This window comes from Hyphomicrobium sp. ghe19 (genome assembly GCF_902712875.1).
Lineage (GTDB): Bacteria > Pseudomonadota > Alphaproteobacteria > Rhizobiales > Hyphomicrobiaceae > Hyphomicrobium_B.
The window spans coordinates 3,072,734-3,089,426 of sequence record NZ_LR743509.1; the positions used below are offsets into that span (position 1 = coordinate 3,072,734).

General features: G+C 57.9%; 18 protein-coding genes. 4 read left to right on the forward strand and 14 right to left on the reverse strand.

Features of this window, described 5'->3' with window-relative positions; genetic code table 11:
- Positions 1 to 10 precede the first annotated feature (10 nt).
- Entirely contained in the window at positions 11 to 415 is a 405-nt protein-coding gene (locus AACL53_RS14680) for a CrcB family protein (RefSeq protein WP_339085271.1), read from the forward strand.
- Positions 416 to 421: 6 nt separating this feature from the next.
- On the opposite strand, the gene AACL53_RS14685 is transcribed toward AACL53_RS14680, so the two are convergent.
- The 10 genes from AACL53_RS14685 to AACL53_RS14730 form a co-directional block, all read right to left on the reverse strand.
- On the reverse strand, positions 422 to 1,507 hold the full coding sequence (locus AACL53_RS14685) for a hypothetical protein (protein WP_339085272.1): 1,086 nt from the start codon (positions 1,505 to 1,507) through the stop codon (positions 422 to 424).
- A 54-nt stretch (positions 1,508 to 1,561) separates the two neighbouring features.
- On the reverse strand, positions 1,562 to 2,608 hold the full coding sequence (gene yut / locus AACL53_RS14690; RefSeq protein WP_339085273.1) for an urea transporter: 1,047 nt from the start codon (positions 2,606 to 2,608) through the stop codon (positions 1,562 to 1,564).
- An 8-nt stretch (positions 2,609 to 2,616) separates the two neighbouring features.
- Positions 2,617 to 3,522 carry an urease accessory protein UreD gene (locus AACL53_RS14695; protein WP_339086954.1) on the reverse strand — a complete coding sequence of 302 codons (906 nt, stop codon included), beginning with the start codon at positions 3,520 to 3,522 and terminating at the stop codon, positions 2,617 to 2,619.
- Between the two features lie 5 nt (positions 3,523 to 3,527).
- Positions 3,528 to 4,166 carry an urease accessory protein UreG gene (gene ureG, locus AACL53_RS14700; RefSeq protein ID WP_339085274.1) on the reverse strand — a complete coding sequence of 213 codons (639 nt, stop codon included), beginning with the start codon at positions 4,164 to 4,166 and terminating at the stop codon, positions 3,528 to 3,530.
- Between the two features lie 15 nt (positions 4,167 to 4,181).
- Positions 4,182 to 4,925, reverse strand: coding sequence for an urease accessory protein UreF (locus tag AACL53_RS14705; RefSeq protein WP_339086955.1), 744 nt, complete (start codon positions 4,923 to 4,925; stop codon positions 4,182 to 4,184).
- Positions 4,885 to 5,535 (reverse strand): urease accessory protein UreE, encoded by a 651-nt coding sequence (gene ureE / locus AACL53_RS14710; protein WP_339085275.1) that lies wholly within the window; start codon positions 5,533 to 5,535, stop codon positions 4,885 to 4,887. Before ureE ends, AACL53_RS14705 begins: the two co-directional genes overlap by 41 nt.
- 33 nt (positions 5,536 to 5,568) lie before the next feature.
- Entirely contained in the window at positions 5,569 to 7,290 is a 1,722-nt protein-coding gene (locus AACL53_RS14715) for an urease subunit alpha (RefSeq protein WP_339085276.1), read from the reverse strand.
- 72 nt (positions 7,291 to 7,362) lie between these two features.
- Positions 7,363 to 7,839 carry an urease subunit beta gene (locus AACL53_RS14720; RefSeq protein ID WP_339085277.1) on the reverse strand — a complete coding sequence of 159 codons (477 nt, stop codon included), beginning with the start codon at positions 7,837 to 7,839 and terminating at the stop codon, positions 7,363 to 7,365.
- 58 nt (positions 7,840 to 7,897) lie between these two features.
- Positions 7,898 to 8,200, reverse strand: coding sequence for an urease subunit gamma (locus AACL53_RS14725; protein WP_339085278.1), 303 nt, complete (start codon positions 8,198 to 8,200; stop codon positions 7,898 to 7,900).
- 384 nt (positions 8,201 to 8,584) lie between these two features.
- Entirely contained in the window at positions 8,585 to 9,679 is a 1,095-nt protein-coding gene (locus tag AACL53_RS14730; RefSeq protein WP_339086956.1) for a HoxN/HupN/NixA family nickel/cobalt transporter, read from the reverse strand.
- A gap of 928 nt (positions 9,680 to 10,607) precedes the next feature.
- On the opposite strand from AACL53_RS14730, the gene AACL53_RS14735 reads away from it, so the two are divergent.
- The 3 genes from AACL53_RS14735 to AACL53_RS14745 all read left to right on the forward strand — a co-directional run bounded on the left by AACL53_RS14735 (position 10,608) and on the right by AACL53_RS14745 (position 13,281).
- On the forward strand, positions 10,608 to 11,549 hold the full coding sequence (locus AACL53_RS14735) for a glycosyltransferase family 2 protein (protein WP_339085279.1): 942 nt from the start codon (positions 10,608 to 10,610) through the stop codon (positions 11,547 to 11,549).
- Between the two features lie 171 nt (positions 11,550 to 11,720).
- The gene (locus tag AACL53_RS14740) at positions 11,721 to 12,974 is read left to right on the forward strand and encodes a M20 family metallo-hydrolase (protein WP_339085280.1); all 1,254 of its coding nucleotides are present in this window, start codon (positions 11,721 to 11,723) and stop codon (positions 12,972 to 12,974) included.
- Between the two features lie 115 nt (positions 12,975 to 13,089).
- Positions 13,090 to 13,281: a hypothetical protein gene (locus tag AACL53_RS14745; RefSeq protein ID WP_339085281.1), complete on the forward strand. Its 192-nt coding sequence runs from the start codon at positions 13,090 to 13,092 to the stop codon at positions 13,279 to 13,281.
- 99 nt (positions 13,282 to 13,380) lie between these two features.
- Here the strand turns inward: AACL53_RS14745 and AACL53_RS14750 are convergent, their stop codons facing one another.
- The 4 genes from AACL53_RS14750 to AACL53_RS14765 all read right to left on the reverse strand — a co-directional run bounded on the left by AACL53_RS14750 (position 13,381) and on the right by AACL53_RS14765 (position 16,682).
- Complete coding sequence (locus tag AACL53_RS14750) at positions 13,381 to 13,611, reverse strand: hypothetical protein (RefSeq protein WP_339085282.1); 231 nt, start codon at positions 13,609 to 13,611, stop codon at positions 13,381 to 13,383.
- Between the two features lie 612 nt (positions 13,612 to 14,223).
- Positions 14,224 to 14,748, reverse strand: coding sequence for a 2,4'-dihydroxyacetophenone dioxygenase family protein (locus AACL53_RS14755; protein ID WP_339085283.1), 525 nt, complete (start codon positions 14,746 to 14,748; stop codon positions 14,224 to 14,226).
- A 12-nt stretch (positions 14,749 to 14,760) separates the two neighbouring features.
- Positions 14,761 to 15,282, reverse strand: coding sequence for a flavin reductase family protein (locus AACL53_RS14760; RefSeq protein WP_339085284.1), 522 nt, complete (start codon positions 15,280 to 15,282; stop codon positions 14,761 to 14,763).
- Entirely contained in the window at positions 15,279 to 16,682 is a 1,404-nt protein-coding gene (locus tag AACL53_RS14765) for an acyl-CoA dehydrogenase family protein (protein WP_339085285.1), read from the reverse strand. The genes AACL53_RS14760 and AACL53_RS14765 overlap by 4 nt, the downstream gene beginning before the upstream one ends.
- Between the last annotated feature and the right edge of the window lie 11 nt (positions 16,683 to 16,693).

Genomic DNA, 16,693 nt, shown 5'->3' on the forward strand with positions numbered 1-16,693 from the left:
AAGACTGGCGATGATCAATGTCATCATTCTCGTATTCGTCGGCGGTGCGATAGGCGCCATGCTCCGCGAATTCATAATGTTGATGGTTCCACATGCGGAAGGCTTTCCGCTCGACATTCTGGTCGCCAACCTCATAGCTGCGTTTCTGCTCGGGCTGGTGACGGCGCTGCACAAGCGCGCTGTTTTAACCGACGATGTCAACTCTATGCTCGGCACGGGCGTCATGGGTGGGCTGTCGACCTTCTCGAGCATGGTCTATGGCGCGCTCATTCTGATGATGACGTCGACGTCGGATCTGACGGTTGCGATCCTTTATCTCTTGGCCAACCTGATCCTCGGTTACATCGTCGTCATTCTCGGTCTGAAGCTCGGCGGCGACGGCGTGACGCCAGCTCCGCGGCCTCGCATTGGGTGAGCGGCATCATGCGGGTTTCGGCGGGCTGTGATCGGGCTTGGTATGAGCGTGCGGGAGTATCCAGGGCTCCTCGACCGGCATGCGTGTCGATTTGGCGATCAGGCGAACGCTCTCTTCGAATTCCGCGCGCAGCCTGACGAAATGGGAGCGGCACGCATCCCTATCGCTTTTCACCGGCAATCCTATTTCGGCAAGCCTGTCGTAGAGAATGTCGAAATTCGCGATCAGTTGCGGATCGACACTCTGTGTTGACCAGGCGTCCGCCGGAGTATGCGGATTTAGCTCAACGGCAATATATTTGAGGCAAACGGTGCCGATACGCCTGCAAATGCGCGCCGATTCCGTATCCTTGTCAGGGAGGCAGGCTGCGAAGAGAGACGCGGAATCGAGTACGGCGGCAGCGGCGCCAACCCAACTCGCTCCGCGATAGATCGATGGCACGTAAGCAAGTATCGGCGCGATCGAATGCGTTTCAAAGACGCCGCGAAACCAGATTTCCCATTCTTCCCAGACGCTATCGTGCTTGAGCTGGCCAGTGCGATGCAGCGTTTCAAGCAGGCTGGATGTGGTGGGCCGGCGACCCGTCCGCGCGTAGAGCCAGCCGACCTTGCGCTCGCGAACCTGGACAGCTGCCTGGTAGCCTGGAACGAAGGTGAACAAGAGGATGACAACGGCGAGCCCAATGCCTGCTTCGAAGATTGCGAGGTACTCACCGAGAAGATGCGACGGTGTTTTGAAGCCGAGCGTACTTAGGGCCGAGCCGCTGGAGCTAAGGTCTTCCGGAAAGCCCGGCTCCAACCTCAGACCCCAGAGAATGAAGGTGAACGACATCTGGACAAGAAGGAACCAGCATACGACGCAAATGAAGATGAAGATCGGAAATATCCAGGCTTGAAGCCGTTGCGTCCGCGCATAGTCGCTATCTTTCCCGATGAGACTATAGACAAACGACACCGCCGCGGAGCGGGCGCCGATCTCGACGAGATCGGGTTCGCGCCGGTTGATAAGCATTACCCGCACAATCGAACGAAAATAAAAGTACAGTCCGAGGGCGCCGATGATGACGGCCACAACGCGGAATACGGTGTCCATCCAAAAGCTCCAAAACGTGAGCCGAACCGCCTCTCGCAATGGACAGTGACGGCCTCAGGTCGGCGGCAGGTCCTGAGCCACCGGGTGCTTCGTGAAGAGGCCGTTCTTGATCTCTTCGTGGGGGTGCGGTTTCAGCTTGGCCTTGGGCAGCAGGAACAGCCAAGTCGCGAAGACGAACGGCGCTGTAAAAGTCGGTATGCCGATCGGCGTCATGGCCGTATCGAGGGCCGCCTGAACGATGACGGTGAAGATTGTTCCTAGCAGAGCGTAGAGGGTGACGCGCCAAGACGGCGCGTAGAAGACGCAACCGAGTGCGACCGCTGTCAAAACTGGGCTGAAGCCATAGAGGCCATTAGCGATCGCGCTCGGGCTGCCGCCGAAAATCAAGGCTATGATTATGCCGACCGCAGAACCAACCAGGGCGAAAATGGCGGCGGCGCGGGAATTGATGAACAACCCGATCACGACGAGAAGTCCGCTGATGGCATTGTTGATCAGGAAGACTTGCGCCGGTCCTTTGAACAAATACTCTAGGTAATTCCCCAGCGTCGCATGAAGGTCTGTGACGTTGGCTGCGTGGGGGAGTGCGGGAGCAGACAAGCCCGCAATCGGAATGCGATGAAAGGCATAGGCGCTCAACATCAGAAACCACGTCGTGAGGACGAACGGGAATGTGAGAGCCGCCACTCCCCATGTCTTCATGATGTTGGAGATCGCCAGCATTACGACGGTCGAGACGGCGGCGCCGATGATGAGCAGAATCCACATCGTCCAACCGGGCGCGATGAAGCTCGGCACGGCGGCTCCAACCAGAATTCCATTGAAGCCGAATAGTCCCTGCCTCAGCGATGGCTCATCGACATCGAGCAGGACCGCAGTGAAGGTTGCTATTATGAGAGCGATCGTGGCCCCCACAGCGACGGCAACCTGCCCTGCTACGATCGAGCCCCACCAGATGGCAGCCAGGAAGAATATCCCCGTCAGCGGATTGTTCTGGAAAATGACTTGGCCTGCACCGCGGAGGCATTCATCGATAAATCGGACGACGGGGTTGCGGTTCGCCATATCGTCCCACGCGTTGATGTTCGCCGCGTCCGCCATGATTCACCTTACGCCCAGAGGAATTTTTCCGGCGCGGGAACGCCGACGACTTGCTGGCGAACACGCGACCAGAACTTCCGAATGGCTGCATTGACTGGCGCCGTCTCCATGCCGAGAACCTTGAACACCAGACCGGCGTCGTGAGGCAGGCGGCTGGCTCCGATTGCAAGTCGCTCCGCCTTGTCAAATGCAGGTTCTATGGCATCGAGCAGGTGATCGGCGTGCACTTTCGGGGTCAACACGATGACGTTTCCGAATACGTCGAACGAGCCCATTGCGCCTAAGCGCGAGACATTCGTCTGGGCCGGCTCGATGATGAATTTCTCGGTGAAAAGAGAGGTGCCGTCGGGGCGTGCCGCCGAGACCGTGGACGAGAATACGTCGTACTGGAACAGCTCGCTCTTATGATATTTTCTCCCAGGCATGAGCACTTCCGAGTAGATCAGCGTCGCCGTCGGATCAACCGAGATATGCGTGCGCTGAACGAAGCGGGAGTGCTTGTGAGGGATGATGGGGAACGGCATGTATTCGAGATAGGCATCGGCTCCGAGCGTCAAATTCTGCGTCTGAGTGGCGTAGTTGGCGTCCATCTCGTGAATGCGCGTCGCCGCCTGCGTATTGACGTGAGCCTGTGTGCCCGGCGCCATTCCGATCTCGACGAGGTAGCGGTCACCCTGCAGGATGCCGCCGGCATTGGAGGTGATGCTGACGCAGGGAAGCGCCGGCATTTCCTCATCCCAGTACAGAGCTTGCTGAACGATTAGCGGCGCCCGCCGATGCAGCGTCGACAGCACTGTTCGTTCCGGGCGGGGCTCAAACCCAAGCCGCACCATGCCGACTTTACCGAACGATCCGCTGCGGAGCTGCGGTGGCTCGTCCTGGTAATTCGCCAGTTCACGCGCGGTGTCATGCACTTGCATCAAGCGATCTGCTTCTGATCATTGACGTCGAACAGCACATTTTCCCGGATGAGTTCGACGAGCGCGGCGATGCCCTCATTGGTCTTACAGTTCGTGAAGACGAAGGGCTTTTTGCCACGCATCATGCGGGAGTCGTCCTCCATCACCTGCAAGCTGGCGCCGACATAGGGAGCCAGATCGATCTTGTTGATGATGAGGATATCCGACTGAGCTATGCCCGGACCGTTCTTGCGCGGGATTTTGTCTCCGGCGGCCACGTCGATCACATAGATGAAGAAATCCACCAGCGCCGGGCTGAAGGTCAGAGTCAGATTATCGCCGCCGCTCTCGATCAGCACGATATCGGAGTCGGGAAACTTTGCTTCCATCTCCTCAACGGCGGCGAGGTTCATGCTGGGGTCTTCGCGCACGGCGGTATGCGGACAACCGCCCGTCTCCACGCCAATGATGCGTTCTTCCATCAGGATGCCACGGAGGGTCCGCTGAACGTGTTTGGCATCCTCGGTCGTGACCACATCGTTCGTGATAACGAGAACGCGGCTGCCTAAATTGACGAGAGCGGGCGTAATGGCCTCGATGATGGCGGTCTTGCCGGAACCTACGGGGCCGCCGATGCCGATGCGGGGAATTTTCTTCATATTATTTGTTCCAATCTAATTCATGAACATGCGGACGTGGCCTTTGACGTGTACAGCGGCGAGGATGTCGACCATCGGCAGAAAGCTCGCCATGTCGTTCAACTCGGCGTCGCGAACCTTCTCATAGGCAGGCGCCACCATTCGGGTTGCTTCGAGAAGGATTTTCTGGGTATCGACGAACGATAGGCGCATCAGGCGCAAAGCGGCGCCGAGAATTGTGGTGGCGATGCCGTATTGCTGGGCGCCGAACGCGTCTCTCGCTTCAACGCCAAGGGCCGCGAGCACGAGCGCGAGGCTGACCGGATGTGTGCCGGCGGTTTGCGCCTGCTTGATCCGGACGAGCCATTCGTGATTGAGACGGTCCGACATGATGGCATCGGCAAGCTCGGCCAGCTTGCGCCCCATCCGCACGGTCATCAACCGTGTTTCCTCGTTGAGTTTGCGCTCGAACGCCGCCCGGTCGACGATCATCAGCGCATCGATATCCTTCGCCTTGGCGGCCCGATGGGCGCAGAGCAAGGCAACGCCGTCGGACGTCGCCGATTGATGCATCACGGTCAGAACGAATTCCCTGAGACTAGGAGCATCGCTGACGATCTCTTGCTGGATCGCCGACTCAAGGCCGTTCGAAAATGAAAAACCGCCGATGGGGAGCGCGGAATCTCCGAACTGCAGAAGATGCAGCACCTCCGGAAGGCGCCGATACGAATCCGTCAGGTCAGTGACCGTGGACGTGCGGCTGTTCGTGAGTATCGTCATGGCCGTCATGGTGATTTACCTCATGCTCATGGCCGTGCGGTGGTGGGCCGTGCGAACGTGAGCCGTGCGAATGGGATGCCTCTGTCGCGCCGCCGAAAAGCCGCCGGGCTTCATGCGGCGCCATGTAGGGGATGACCTCGGCGCCTGGCATGAATTCGTAGCGAATGCCCGGCAAAGCATGCGTTTTCATTACGGATGCCATCACCTTGCGATCGACGGTGAGGGGCACAAACACCCGAGAGCTTTTGACGATGGCCGGCCAATGCTGATTGCCAAGCGCATGGCCCAGCTCGAACATCGTCCGGAGGGCGAGCTCCGTCGGCTGTTCCATTATGGCTGTCAGGTCGATCACCATGACCTCTTTCAGATTTATCCGCGCGACGATCGCCTCATGGTCCCGCTCGTTCCAGAACAGGATGTCTCCGTCGTGGAGGTGCGTATTGCGATCCAACGACAGCGCGAGTTCGACATCATTTTCGGTGGCTTTGCGCAGCCGGCTCTTTTGGGCTTCCCATTGATCCAGTACAAGCCAGTCAACACGCGCACCTTCGAGACGAGATGCCCAATCCGGTTCGCCTGAATTGCCGACGATACCCTCAATGATGATCATGCTCAGTCTCCGTGTTGCAGGGCCTGTTCCAATTCAACTGAAGAAATAGAGCTGGTTGAGTGCGATCGATCTTGGTGGGTCGACCGTGATGTGGACATCATCGACCATGACAGCGAAGGTCTGGGGATTGACCCAAATGTTCGGGAGATAGTCGTTGCGCACCATGTGTCTCTTGCCGAGCACGCGGGTCTGCGAGACGGGGACAACCATGCGCTCGAGGCCGTAACGCTCGGCGATGTCGTTGTCATACGAGGCGCGCGAGACGAACGTGATCGAATTCTTAATTCCGGCCTGCCCAATTCCGCCGAACATCGGCCGATAGTAACAGGGTTGTGGTGTTGGCAACGACGCGTTCGGATCGCCCATATTTGCCCAGACGATGAAGCCGCCCTTCAAAACCAATTTTGGTTTGGCGCCGAAGAACCCCGGCTCCCACAGAACGAGATCGGCGAACTTTCCAGGTTCAACCGAACCGATCACATCAGACAAGCCGTTCGTTATGGCGGGGTTGATGGTCACCTTGGCGAGGTACCGCAACACGCGGAAGTTATCGTTGCCGCTGTTCTTGTCCTCGCCCAGCGGACCGCGCGCCTTCTTCATCATATCCGCTGTCTGGAATGCGCGCAGGAACGACTCGCCGATGCGGCCCATGGCTTGAGAGTCGCTGCCGATCATCGAGATCGCGCCCATATCATGCAGGACACTTTCCGCCACGATCGTTTCGGCGCGGACACGGCTTTCGGCGAAGGCGACGTCGGATGGGATTTTCGGGTTGAGGTTGTGACAGACCATGATCATGTCGAACAGCTCGGCGACGGAGTTCACGCCGCAAGGAAGCGTCGGGTTCGTCGAACTCGGCAAAACATTGCTTTGGCCGACGACCTTCAGCAGGTCCGGCGCATGTCCGCCGCCGGCGCCTTCACTGTGGTAGGTATGAATCGTGCGGCCGTTGAATGCAGCAATCGTATCTTCGACGAACCCAGACTCGTTCAGGGTGTCCGTGTGGACCGCGACGGCTACATCGTAGTCGTCCGCAATCTCGAGGCAGGCGCGGATAGCGGCCGGAGTCGAACCATAATCCTCGTGCACCTTGAAGCCGGCACAGCCGCCCAAGATCTGCTCGACGAGGGGATCTTGGGCGGAGCAGTTGCCTTTTCCGCAGAGTCCGATGTTGATTGGAAGACCCTCGATCGCGCGCAGCATCATCTCGAGGTTGCGCGGACCGTTGGTCGTCGTGACGCCATTCGTTCCGTCCGTGGGGCCTATGCCGCCGCCCCAGATTGTCGTGATCCCGTTCGACAGTGCGGCGTAGACTTGCTGGGGTGAGATATAGTGCACGTGGACGTCCATCGCGCCCGCGGTGAGGATCAAGTGCTCGCCGGAAATTGCATCTGTTGCCGTTCCTGTGACGAGGCCCGGCGTCACGCCTTCCATGGTCGATGGATTACCCGCCTTGCCGATGCCCACAATATGGCTATTGCGGACCCCGACATCAGCCTTGATCACCCCGAGCATCGCGTCGATGATCGTGACGTTGGTGATGACGAGATCGAGACAGCCGGCTTCTTGAGTCAGCAGGTTGTCGGATCCCATCCCGTCGCGCAGCGTCTTGCCGCCGCCATACTGAATTTCGTCGCCGTAAACGCGAAGATCCTTCTCGATCTCGACATACAGGTCCGTATTGCCAAGGCGTATTTTGTCGCCGACCGTCGGACCATAGAGGTCCGCGTATTGTGCGCGCGAAATCTGTGTCATGGTCATTTGCCTCGATGTGTCACCTGAACGACCGATACCGATATATTGCCTGCGAGACTTGGCTGCGGCCTTTCACTTCTGGGGTGTCACGGATTTGAAGCCGCGCTTTCCGGCGCGTCTGATTGCCATGTCGAAGTTCGGCCGATAGTCCGGGGTTGGACCGTCGCCAACCCATCCGTCGACAAGGTTATTGAAGCCGTACGCAAACATCTTTCCCGCGAAAGGCACGAGCGTCACTTCCTTTTCGTCGCCTGCCTCAAAGCGCACCGCGGTATTCGCCGGGATATCGAGGCGCTTGCCGAACGCTTGCGCACGATCGAATTCGAGATAGCGGTTGGTCTCGAAGAAATGGAAATGCGAGCCGATCTGCACCGGCCGATCACCCGTATTGCGAACCTTCAATTTTGTGCGCGACCGGCCCGCATTGATTTCAATTGGATCCTTCGCAAGAACATAGCCGCCGATAGGCCTTACAGACTTGTGCGGAACATCGGCATGTTCAGGTTGCGGATGTGCGGGTGCTTGCTGTTTGCTGGGAGTTTTAGCCACAGACGCCTCCTACGTTTGCGTCGAGATGCAATTGGAATTCGGATATGGCTATTGCCGATCAGGTTATGGGATTGTGCAGGCTGACGAGCCGGCTGCCATCGGAGAACGTCGCTTCAACCTGTATGAGCGGCAGCAGACTTGGCACGCCTTCCATCACATCGTCCGCCTTGAGGACCGTGCGGACATTATCCATCAGCTCTTCGACGGTTTTTCCCTCGCGGGCGCCGTCCAGTACCCACGCACAAAGCACTGCGACGGTCTCCGGATGGTTCAGCTTGATGCCCTTGGCTTTGCGCTTCAGCGCAACTTCCGAAACCATATGAATTATGAGCTTGTCGAACTCTCGGGGGGTGAAATGCATGATCAAAACCTCCGGTCGGATCAAAATGCTTGCCGACGGCGTTGAATGAGAAACTGACGCGGCCCAATTGGCATCGCGCAAAATCAGATTGGCAATTGCGTAAAATCAGATCGTGCGCATGGGAATCAAAGAACGTGTTGCGTACAATCATGGTCGGCTAGCGGACGTTCCACGCGGTGCCGAAAAATTCCGATTGCGTTGCGCGTGAGTGGTGTCGCGGGCGCGGAACTTACAAGTGAGATTTTGCTCCGTCTCCTACTGTCCTTCAACGTCCTTAGGCCTGAGTTACTGAGTGCGCGAATGTGAGTAGTTCCGTTGCGGTGCAAGCTCCGTCGAAGCGGGCCGTGAGCGCGGCACGATCATCTCGGGATTTCTATTCTTGTTTCATCGTGTCGGCTTTTTCACCAGCGGTGCGCGACTCGAAGGAGATAGGCATTCCTCGACATTCAACGCCTCATATCCCAGCACGCGATAGAGGATGGTCGATATGATCCAACTGCCGATGAAGATACCGACGATGACGATTCCAAAATTCGTCAAATTATCGTTCAGGTCTCCGACAACGCCCCAAAATCCCTCCTTGAGTCCCAACTTGTCGCCGATCAACCCAAGCGCTTCAATGCCGCCGATAAAAATCGCAACGACAACAGAGGCTGCGGTGATTGTCAGATTGTACCAGAGCTTACGAAGCGGATTGACGAAGGCCCATCCGTACGCACGTGTCATTAGAATGCTGTCCGTGGTGTCCATGAGGGCCATTCCGCCGGTAAAGAGCGCCGGAAACACCATTATCGTCCAGATGGACATCCCTTGTGCGGCTTGAGCCGCCGAGATGCCGAGCAATCCAATTTCAGTTGCCGTATCGAAGCCCAGTCCGAATAGGAATCCAATCGGAAACATTTTCCAAGAGGATGAGACGATACGGAATAAGGGTCGGAAAATGCGAGCAAGAACCCCCTGCCCCGCGAATAATGCATCGAGATCCTCGTCGATGATCTTCTCTCCGCGCTTCACGCGCGTGAAAGCCGCCCAGACGCTCCTGAGGATTACAAGGTTGATGATGCCGATAATGAGCAAGAACAAGGACGACACCATCGTGCCGAATGCGCTGCCGATGCTGTGAAACGCCTCGAGTTTGCTCTGCATCGCTACAGCGGCAATGGCTATGATGATGGTGGCGAGAACGACGACCGTCGAGTGACCGAGCGAGAAGAAAAAGCCCGCGGAATACGGTGCTTTCCCGTCCTGCATCAGCTTTCGAACGACGTTATCGATGGCCGCGATGTGATCGGCATCGAATGCATGCCGGAGCCCGAAAACATATGCGAGAAGTGCTGTTCCAAGCAGCGCCGGGCGATCCGATAAGGCGATGAAGGCCCAAACCCAGGCACCGATGTTGGCCACCGCCAATACCGCGTAAATAAACGCTGCCTTTGCATTGTCGCGATCCGGTTGGTCATCGAACGGATTCACCGTGATGATCCGGAGCGCACCTCGATACAAGCTTGCCATGAGCGGATGTCCTCAAGCGGTTCGTGCCGTAGCATGCCGATGTCCGCCCGAAAAACATGAAGATCTGCTCTCTAGAATTGGTTGCAATATCGATTTCTGCGCACGTCGAAAAGATGCGCCGGGCTGCAACGCGCGTCATCAGTAGAGAATGCTGGCTTCGAAAGATCTGAGAGCCTGTGGTCCGCCGTCCCTTCGCCGGACCGGAGCAAATTTGCTGCTATTTTGCGGGGCATTGCTGCGTTCGAAGTCGCCGGAGCGCGACAAACGTTCGAAGGCCTCGACTGAACTAAGTCGTCGCCTCCGCTAGGAACGGCTATGCGCGTCGATCAATCAAACTTCGTGGCCAGGATAGCCCGGGCGTTTTGGCATCCAACTGGAAATGTTGGATGCGGAATTCTCGCCGCCCACAATAGCCTGCATCTGAAGCGCTCGCGTCGAACGTCATTGTCGAACAGGAGGCGAAGCACCAAAAGAGATTCGCGGAACTCCATTCCAGTTTTGGACTTTCGGACCGGCGTTTGGGCCAGCGTGGTCCTGAAGGTTGATTCTTCGGAAAGGCGCTGAAGAACTCCAGATCGTCGAGCCGAACCAAGCACAGTCACCTCTGAAATTATGCGCACCGAGGTCCCACTAGAACGAGAGATCGGATGTCTATGCTTGAACAAACGCGCTGTGACGCTATTGTTCGATTTCGCATTCGCGTTTGAAAGGAGGTTGCCCCCAACAGTAATCGCCGATGAGGTGATGCGAGAAGCTATCCACGGAATTTTTTTCTTGCGCCGCTAACTTTCGTAGTTACCTGCTAAGGGATTGATCATGGTCGCCAGGCCCCATCACCAAAAACTGTCTCCCGCAACTGATCGGGCGAGCGAAAATAGCTGATACGATACTGTAAATGGCGCGTTTCACAGTTACAGTATGCACCTCCAAGCGGCCCCAAATGCTTAGCCGCGCGCTGGAGAGCTTGAGTCGGCTTTCAATCCCGAATGAGTCTTCGCTTTCCATCGTCGTCGTGGAAAACGATCACGAACAACGGTCGCTAAGCGTCGTCGATCAATTTCGCAGCTCGCACGACATTCCCATAAACTATTATTTCGAACCGAAAATCGGCATTCCTCACGCTCGAAATCGCGCGATTGAAGCCGCAATCGCCGGGAATTGCGACTGGATTGCGATGCTCGATGATGACGAATACGCTGAGCCGGATTGGCTGCTTCAGCTGTTCGATGGGTGCATCCGGTTCGACGCAGACGTTGCGACAGGCCCGGTAACGCAGGTGACCGATAGCGAGCCACCTCACTGGTGGAAACCGATTTCGCAGTCACGGCGGGTGACCGGTGAATTCCGGCGGGACGCCTATACGAACAACGTCCTGTTCAACTCCCGCATCGTTGCCCGCGATGGGCTGGGCTTGCGATTCGACGATCGTCTCACATTCGGCGCCGAGGACGTCGATTTCTTCAGGCGTGCACATGCGAAAGGCGCGCGCATCGTATTCGTCGCGGAGGCGATGGTTATCGAAACGGTGCCCGGCTCCCGGCTGACACTCGGGCGAATTCTGCAGCGCACTTACATGGTCGCGGCGGCGGCTGTGTTTCTCGACATCATGCGCGACGGCTACCCAAAAACCTTGGCCAAGCGCTTGCCGCATGGCGTGCGGCGGTTCTTCATCGGTATTTTATTGATGCTTGCCGGTGCGTGTCTCTGGCCCCTGCGAAGATTTGCCGGCGAAAAAACAATGCTGAAGGGCATCATCAGCGTCACCAAGGCGTGGGGAAACCTATCGGGCTTCTTCGGACGGACGTCGACCTACTACCGGCGTGTCGATGGCGCGTGAGCCAGAAGCGACTGCCGGATACGCGAGGCTGGCCTCACCAATCACCCTGATCTCCCGGTCCGATTGCATCGCGTGCTTTGCGCTGGACCTCCGTGATCAAAATTGCTGCACTTTTCTCAATTGCTTCAGAGCGATTTGCGGCTAGTCTGCAGCGCCAATTACGGGAATGCCATGCGGACCAATCTCAGCATCAATTCACGACGCCTGTGGGACAGCTTGATGGAGACCGCCAAATTCGGCGGCACCGAAAGAGGCGGCATACGCCGTCTTGCTCTCTCGGATGAAGACCGGAAGGTCCGCGACTGGTTCAAAGCCCAGTGCGAAGCCCTTGGCTGCACGGTGCGCGCCGACGAAGTCGGCAATATGTTCGCTATGCGACCCGGCCGCAACAACGACCTGCCCCCGATCGCCATGGGCTCGCATCTCGATACCCAGCCGACCGGCGGCAAGTTCGATGGCATTCTCGGCGTGCTTGGCGGGCTCGAGGTGATGCGTACGCTCCACGAACAGGATTATGAGACGAACGCGCCGATCGAGATCGTCAATTGGACGAATGAGGAAGGTTCGCGATTTGCACCCGCCATGATGGCTTCCGGCGTTTTTGCTGGCGTACTCACGCGGGAGCACGCCTACCAACAGACAGATCGCGAAGGCGTCACGTTTCTGGAAGAGCTCGAGCGTATCGGGTATCGCGGTCCAATGAAGGCCGGAGATCACACGTTCTCGGCCATGTTCGAGCTTCACATTGAACAGGGGCCGATCCTGGAGGACGAGAAGAAGCTCATCGGAATCGTGACCGGCGTGCAGGGCATGCGCTGGTATGAGATCTCGGTTACGGGCGTCGATGCGCACACCGGCGCGACGCCAATGTATTTGCGCAAGAATGCGCTGGTCGGCGCCGCTCGCATGATCGAGGCGGTGGATGCAATCGGACAGAAGCATCAGCCCGGTGTCGCGACCGTCGGCCTCATCGAGAACAAGCCGAACAGCCGCAATGTCGTGCCGGGCGAAGTATTTTTTACCGTCGATCTTCGCCATCCTGACGACGACGCGCTCGACATCATGGAAGCGGAGTTGCGGGCGGCTCTGAAAACCAGCCTCCCTCCCCTGCAGCTGAACTACGAGGAAAAGCGCATCTGGTCATCGCCTTCCGTGAAGTTCGCGCCGGAGTTGATTGATTGCGTTCGCCGCGCCGCTGTGAAATCGGACTTCGGGATGCGCGATATGGTGTCGGGTGCAGGACATGACGCGGCTTACATCGCCCGCGTCGCCCCGACGACGATGATCTTCGTGCCGTGCGAAGGCGGCCTCAGTCACAATGAGGCCGAATCGACGAGCATGGACGAGTGTGCCGCGGGCGCGCAGGTGCTGCTCGATGCCGTGCTCGCATACGATGAGATACTGGCTAGCGAAGCGAGAAAATGAGCGAGTGTCCGGTGCTTCATTGGCACCGGCATTTCGTTACACTCACTTGTCACAGAGTTGGGATAAGCGACCCCTAACCGATCATTACGGTCGGCTTTCTTTGGGGGACTTATTCATGAAACTCACGACAGTGCTCGCTCTGGCTGCTTTCACCTTCTGCGGAACCGGCTTGGCGACGACCGGAGCTTTCGCGAAGAACAAGCCGCACAAGGCTGGACATCATCACAAGGCGAAGAAAAAGGACTGCAAGGGCACCTTCAAGTACTGGAAGGGCGGCAAGTGCGAAGATTCGCGCAAGAAGAAGTAACGACCAGATCGACCCCGGAGGCCACTCGCGGGGTCGATCGACCTTTCACAAGCGGCAGCGGAAGGGCCACGCAGCCCCTGGCGCTCGTGTCTTCACCGGTCAGGCTCGCCACAGGGCGCCGAGAACGAAGCCCGCCGCCGCGGCCATTGCCAGCGTCGTATACGGCTCCTTCTTCATCGATTTATTGATCGCGCGCCTCAACTCGGCGCCGACACTTTGAACATCGTCAAATGCCGAGACGGCGTAGTCGGCGGTTTGATCAATATTTCGCTTAGCGACGCTCGTTGCGCTGCGGACCGTCGAAGAAACGTCCTGCTCTGTTGTAGCCATCAAGTCTCTCCCTGACTCTCGTGGGAGGAAAATGATTGATCCTGATGCTTTGTTCCCGGCTGCGATCCAGTTCTCGTCAATACGAGCGACGAGGAGCCGCGAGGATCGGCGAGCGAACTCGTCCGCGCCCGTCGCGTATACGGCCTCATCGGCCGTCAATGCGTGCAGCAATTCGCACCGAGCGCTCGAAATTTGGACTAGCACTTCAGTGTTACATGCTTCAATGCTGAATGATCGCGTCGCCTACCGTGCGTTCGGCGAACTTGGCTACGCGATGTCATGGGGAGCGGTTGCATAGCGCCGCTTTTACCGTGGCCGGTGGCGACGCTGCACTCGCAGGCTTGTCCAGCAGCGAGGACGTGGGCTACTCGCTATCGAACGGCATAGCCTTCGTTCAACGCCGCTCTTATCGATGCCGGAGCTGACTTACGCATCAGTACTGACGCCAAGATCGGTGTTTCTTATACCGGGCAGCTCGCGAAGGATGCGCGCGACAACGCAATCGCGGGCAACGTTCGGCTTAAGTTTTAGGACCGCATTCGAGCCGTCAAAAAAGATCTGCGCGCCATTTCACTGGTGCGCAGAGTTTTCGCGGGCGTGGATACTGCTTATTCAGCGAATGAACTGATTGACGAAATCGGCTCCGAGGCCAACCTCTTCGTAGTGCTTGCGGCAAGCTTCGATGAGTTGGAAGTTGTCTTCGACAAGCGTGACTTTGTCTTGGTCGTCGATGTACAGCGTCGCGCCCTGAATGAAAAACAAAGTCTGCATTTCGTCGCCGCTATCGCACGTCAGCGTGTGCGTTTCGCCAGGCGGCTCCATAACGTAAGAGCCTTCTTCTGCGCGCCACGTATGCTCGAGATATCGCCAGCTGCCCTTCAGCACGTAACCGTGCACGGGCGACGGATGGCGATGACGCGATAGAACTCCGCCCTTTTTGACCCTCAGGACTTCGCCGTGCGCGCCGGAGTTCATGTCGAAAAACAGCGGGCGAAACCAGACATTCGGCTCCAGCAGAACCCAGATGCGCTCGTCCTTCACCGGCAGCACGACCAGCTCCGGGATCATTCCGAGATGGGCGAACTGGGGCGGATCGAACGTGACGTGTTCCGATTTGACCGGGGCGATGAGTGTCATCAGCAGAACCTCTCAGGAAACGCGTGGAGTGTCGGCGACAATCGGATGGAACTCGCCGCGGAAGTAGACCAACGGGTTGCCCTTCGGCGCGCGCCGCATTTTCACAACTTCGCCGACAACGATTTCGTGATCGCCGCCATCGTATGTGGTCCACAGACGGCACTCGAATGTTGCGATGGCATCCGGCAGCACGGGGCAGCCCAATGATCCGCGGTACCATTCGACGCCATCGAAGCGATCAGCGATCGGGGCTGCGAAGCGCTTCGCGAGTTCGACGTGCTCGTGACGAAGAACGTTCACGCAGAACGATCCGCTGCCCTTCACAAGGCCGACGCTCGCTGCCCCTTTCCGGACACTGTAAAGGACCAGCGGCGGAGTCAGGCTTACGGGCTGGAAACTTGACGCCGTCAATCCGAAGCGCGCACCTTCTTCCGTCGTCCCGGTAATGATCGTGATGCCCGTTGCAAAGCAGCTGAGTGCCTTGCGCAGGTCCAACGGGTCGTCGGGCGAGATCCAATCGTCGGCTGCCATCATTCTGCGGCGACCTTCTTGGTCTGAAGCTCGGAAGTCAGCTTCTGAATAATTTTCTGTTTGCCCGCGTCGTCGAGCTTGCCGAGTTCAATCATCAAAACGGGCTCGTCGACTTTCTGATTCCACCAATCGATCGCTTCGGCGCCGAACAGGCCCCATTTGCCGACGAGCTGGGCGGTAACTTCGTTGGACGGCGCCATAATCCAACCTGCCTTCGAGTCTCGTAGGAGACGCTCAAGCTCAACGTCGCGCATGTAGCCACGGCCGCCGCAAGCCTGGAGCATCTTGTCCGACACCTCGAACGAGAATCGCGTGGCAAGAAATTTTGCCTTGAAGCACCAGAGCGCGAACTCGGCGCGCGGCATCGCCTTGGGATCGTCGTAATAGATGTCCCAGCGTCCGCCGTCCGTCGCGTCGTCCAAAGCCTTTGCGACAGAGTAGGCATACAAGCGCGAGGCTTGGGCATCCATGATCGCGCGGCCGAACGTATCCTGAATCGTCGGATAATCGGCGACGCGGCGGCCATATTGCACGTGCGCTTTACGCGTCACATGTCTTTTGGCGACGTCGATACAGGCGAGCCCGACACCGTTATATGAGCCCGCGTACATGAGCATCGCGAGCGGATCGATCGCCTCGTCGTTGGACATGGCTCCGTCGCCCGGCCATCCGACGATGCGGTTTGAGGGAACCACCGTGTCGATCTCGACAGGGCCGGACTGGTTGCCGTGCATTCCCAGCGCGTCCCACTTGCCGGCGGATCCTTTCACTTCGTTCTTGTAAAAGAGAAATACGGAAAGGTTGCCGTAGTTGCCGTCGAAGTCCGGGCTCGTGGTCTGCGAGATATACCAGTCAGCGTATCCGGACGATGTCGTCCAGGCGGCTTTCTTGTGCACGTGCCAGCCGTCTTCGACGCGTTTTGCGCCGGACATTTTGGGGTACCAGAAATGGCCACCGGTTTCGGGATCGGTGTATGATGCGGTGCCGATGAGGCATTCGCTGTCGATCCGCGACAACAGACTCTCGATCTCGGTATTGCCTTTGGCGCGATAGACGAGCCCGGCGACGGCCACCATGTGCATCATGTAGATCAGCGCAGTGGACGGACAGCCGTACCTTGCGATGGTCTCGGCGATCATTGTGATGCCGACGTGATTTTCGCCTCTACCGCCGAATTCCTTGGGCACGATGGCAGCCAGAAGGCGGAGCTTGGCTAGCGCTTCAATGTTGGCGCGCGGATATGCATTCGTCTTATCGCACTCGATCGCGTTCGGCCGCAGGACGTTGTGGCAAACCTCGATCAGCTCACGGCGAAGCTCTTTTTGCTCTGCATTTAAAAACCAGTCCGGATTGAACTCTGCATCCAGTCCGTAATAGGCGCTATCGCCCCACATTGTCGTCATGCTCATCTCCC

Bases quoted from the DNA above. Each gene is read 5' to 3' on its own strand.
- ureG (WP_339085274.1), bottom strand. From the start codon at position 4,166: ATGAAGAAAATTCCCCGCATCGGCATCGGCGGCCCCGTAGGTTCCGGC.
- AACL53_RS14685 (WP_339085272.1), bottom strand. From the start codon at position 1,507: ATGGACACCGTATTCCGCGTTGTGGCCGTCATCATCGGCGCCCTCGGA.
- AACL53_RS14755 (WP_339085283.1), bottom strand. From the start codon at position 14,748: ATGACACTCATCGCCCCGGTCAAATCGGAACACGTCACGTTCGATCCG.
- AACL53_RS14705 (WP_339086955.1), bottom strand. From the start codon at position 4,925: ATGACGATACTCACGAACAGCCGCACGTCCACGGTCACTGACCTGACG.
- AACL53_RS14740 (WP_339085280.1), top strand. From the start codon at position 11,721: ATGCGGACCAATCTCAGCATCAATTCACGACGCCTGTGGGACAGCTTG.
- yut (WP_339085273.1), bottom strand. From the start codon at position 2,608: ATGGCGGACGCGGCGAACATCAACGCGTGGGACGATATGGCGAACCGC.
- AACL53_RS14750 (WP_339085282.1), bottom strand. From the start codon at position 13,611: ATGGCTACAACAGAGCAGGACGTTTCTTCGACGGTCCGCAGCGCAACG.
- AACL53_RS14680 (WP_339085271.1), top strand. From the start codon at position 11: ATGATCAATGTCATCATTCTCGTATTCGTCGGCGGTGCGATAGGCGCC.
- AACL53_RS14735 (WP_339085279.1), top strand. From the start codon at position 10,608: ATGGCGCGTTTCACAGTTACAGTATGCACCTCCAAGCGGCCCCAAATG.
- AACL53_RS14725 (WP_339085278.1), bottom strand. From the start codon at position 8,200: ATGCATTTCACCCCCCGAGAGTTCGACAAGCTCATAATTCATATGGTT.
- AACL53_RS14765 (WP_339085285.1), bottom strand. From the start codon at position 16,682: ATGACGACAATGTGGGGCGATAGCGCCTATTACGGACTGGATGCAGAG.
- AACL53_RS14760 (WP_339085284.1), bottom strand. From the start codon at position 15,282: ATGATGGCAGCCGACGATTGGATCTCGCCCGACGACCCGTTGGACCTG.
- AACL53_RS14715 (WP_339085276.1), bottom strand. From the start codon at position 7,290: ATGACACAGATTTCGCGCGCACAATACGCGGACCTCTATGGTCCGACG.
- AACL53_RS14745 (WP_339085281.1), top strand. From the start codon at position 13,090: ATGAAACTCACGACAGTGCTCGCTCTGGCTGCTTTCACCTTCTGCGGA.
- ureE (WP_339085275.1), bottom strand. From the start codon at position 5,535: ATGATCATCATTGAGGGTATCGTCGGCAATTCAGGCGAACCGGATTGG.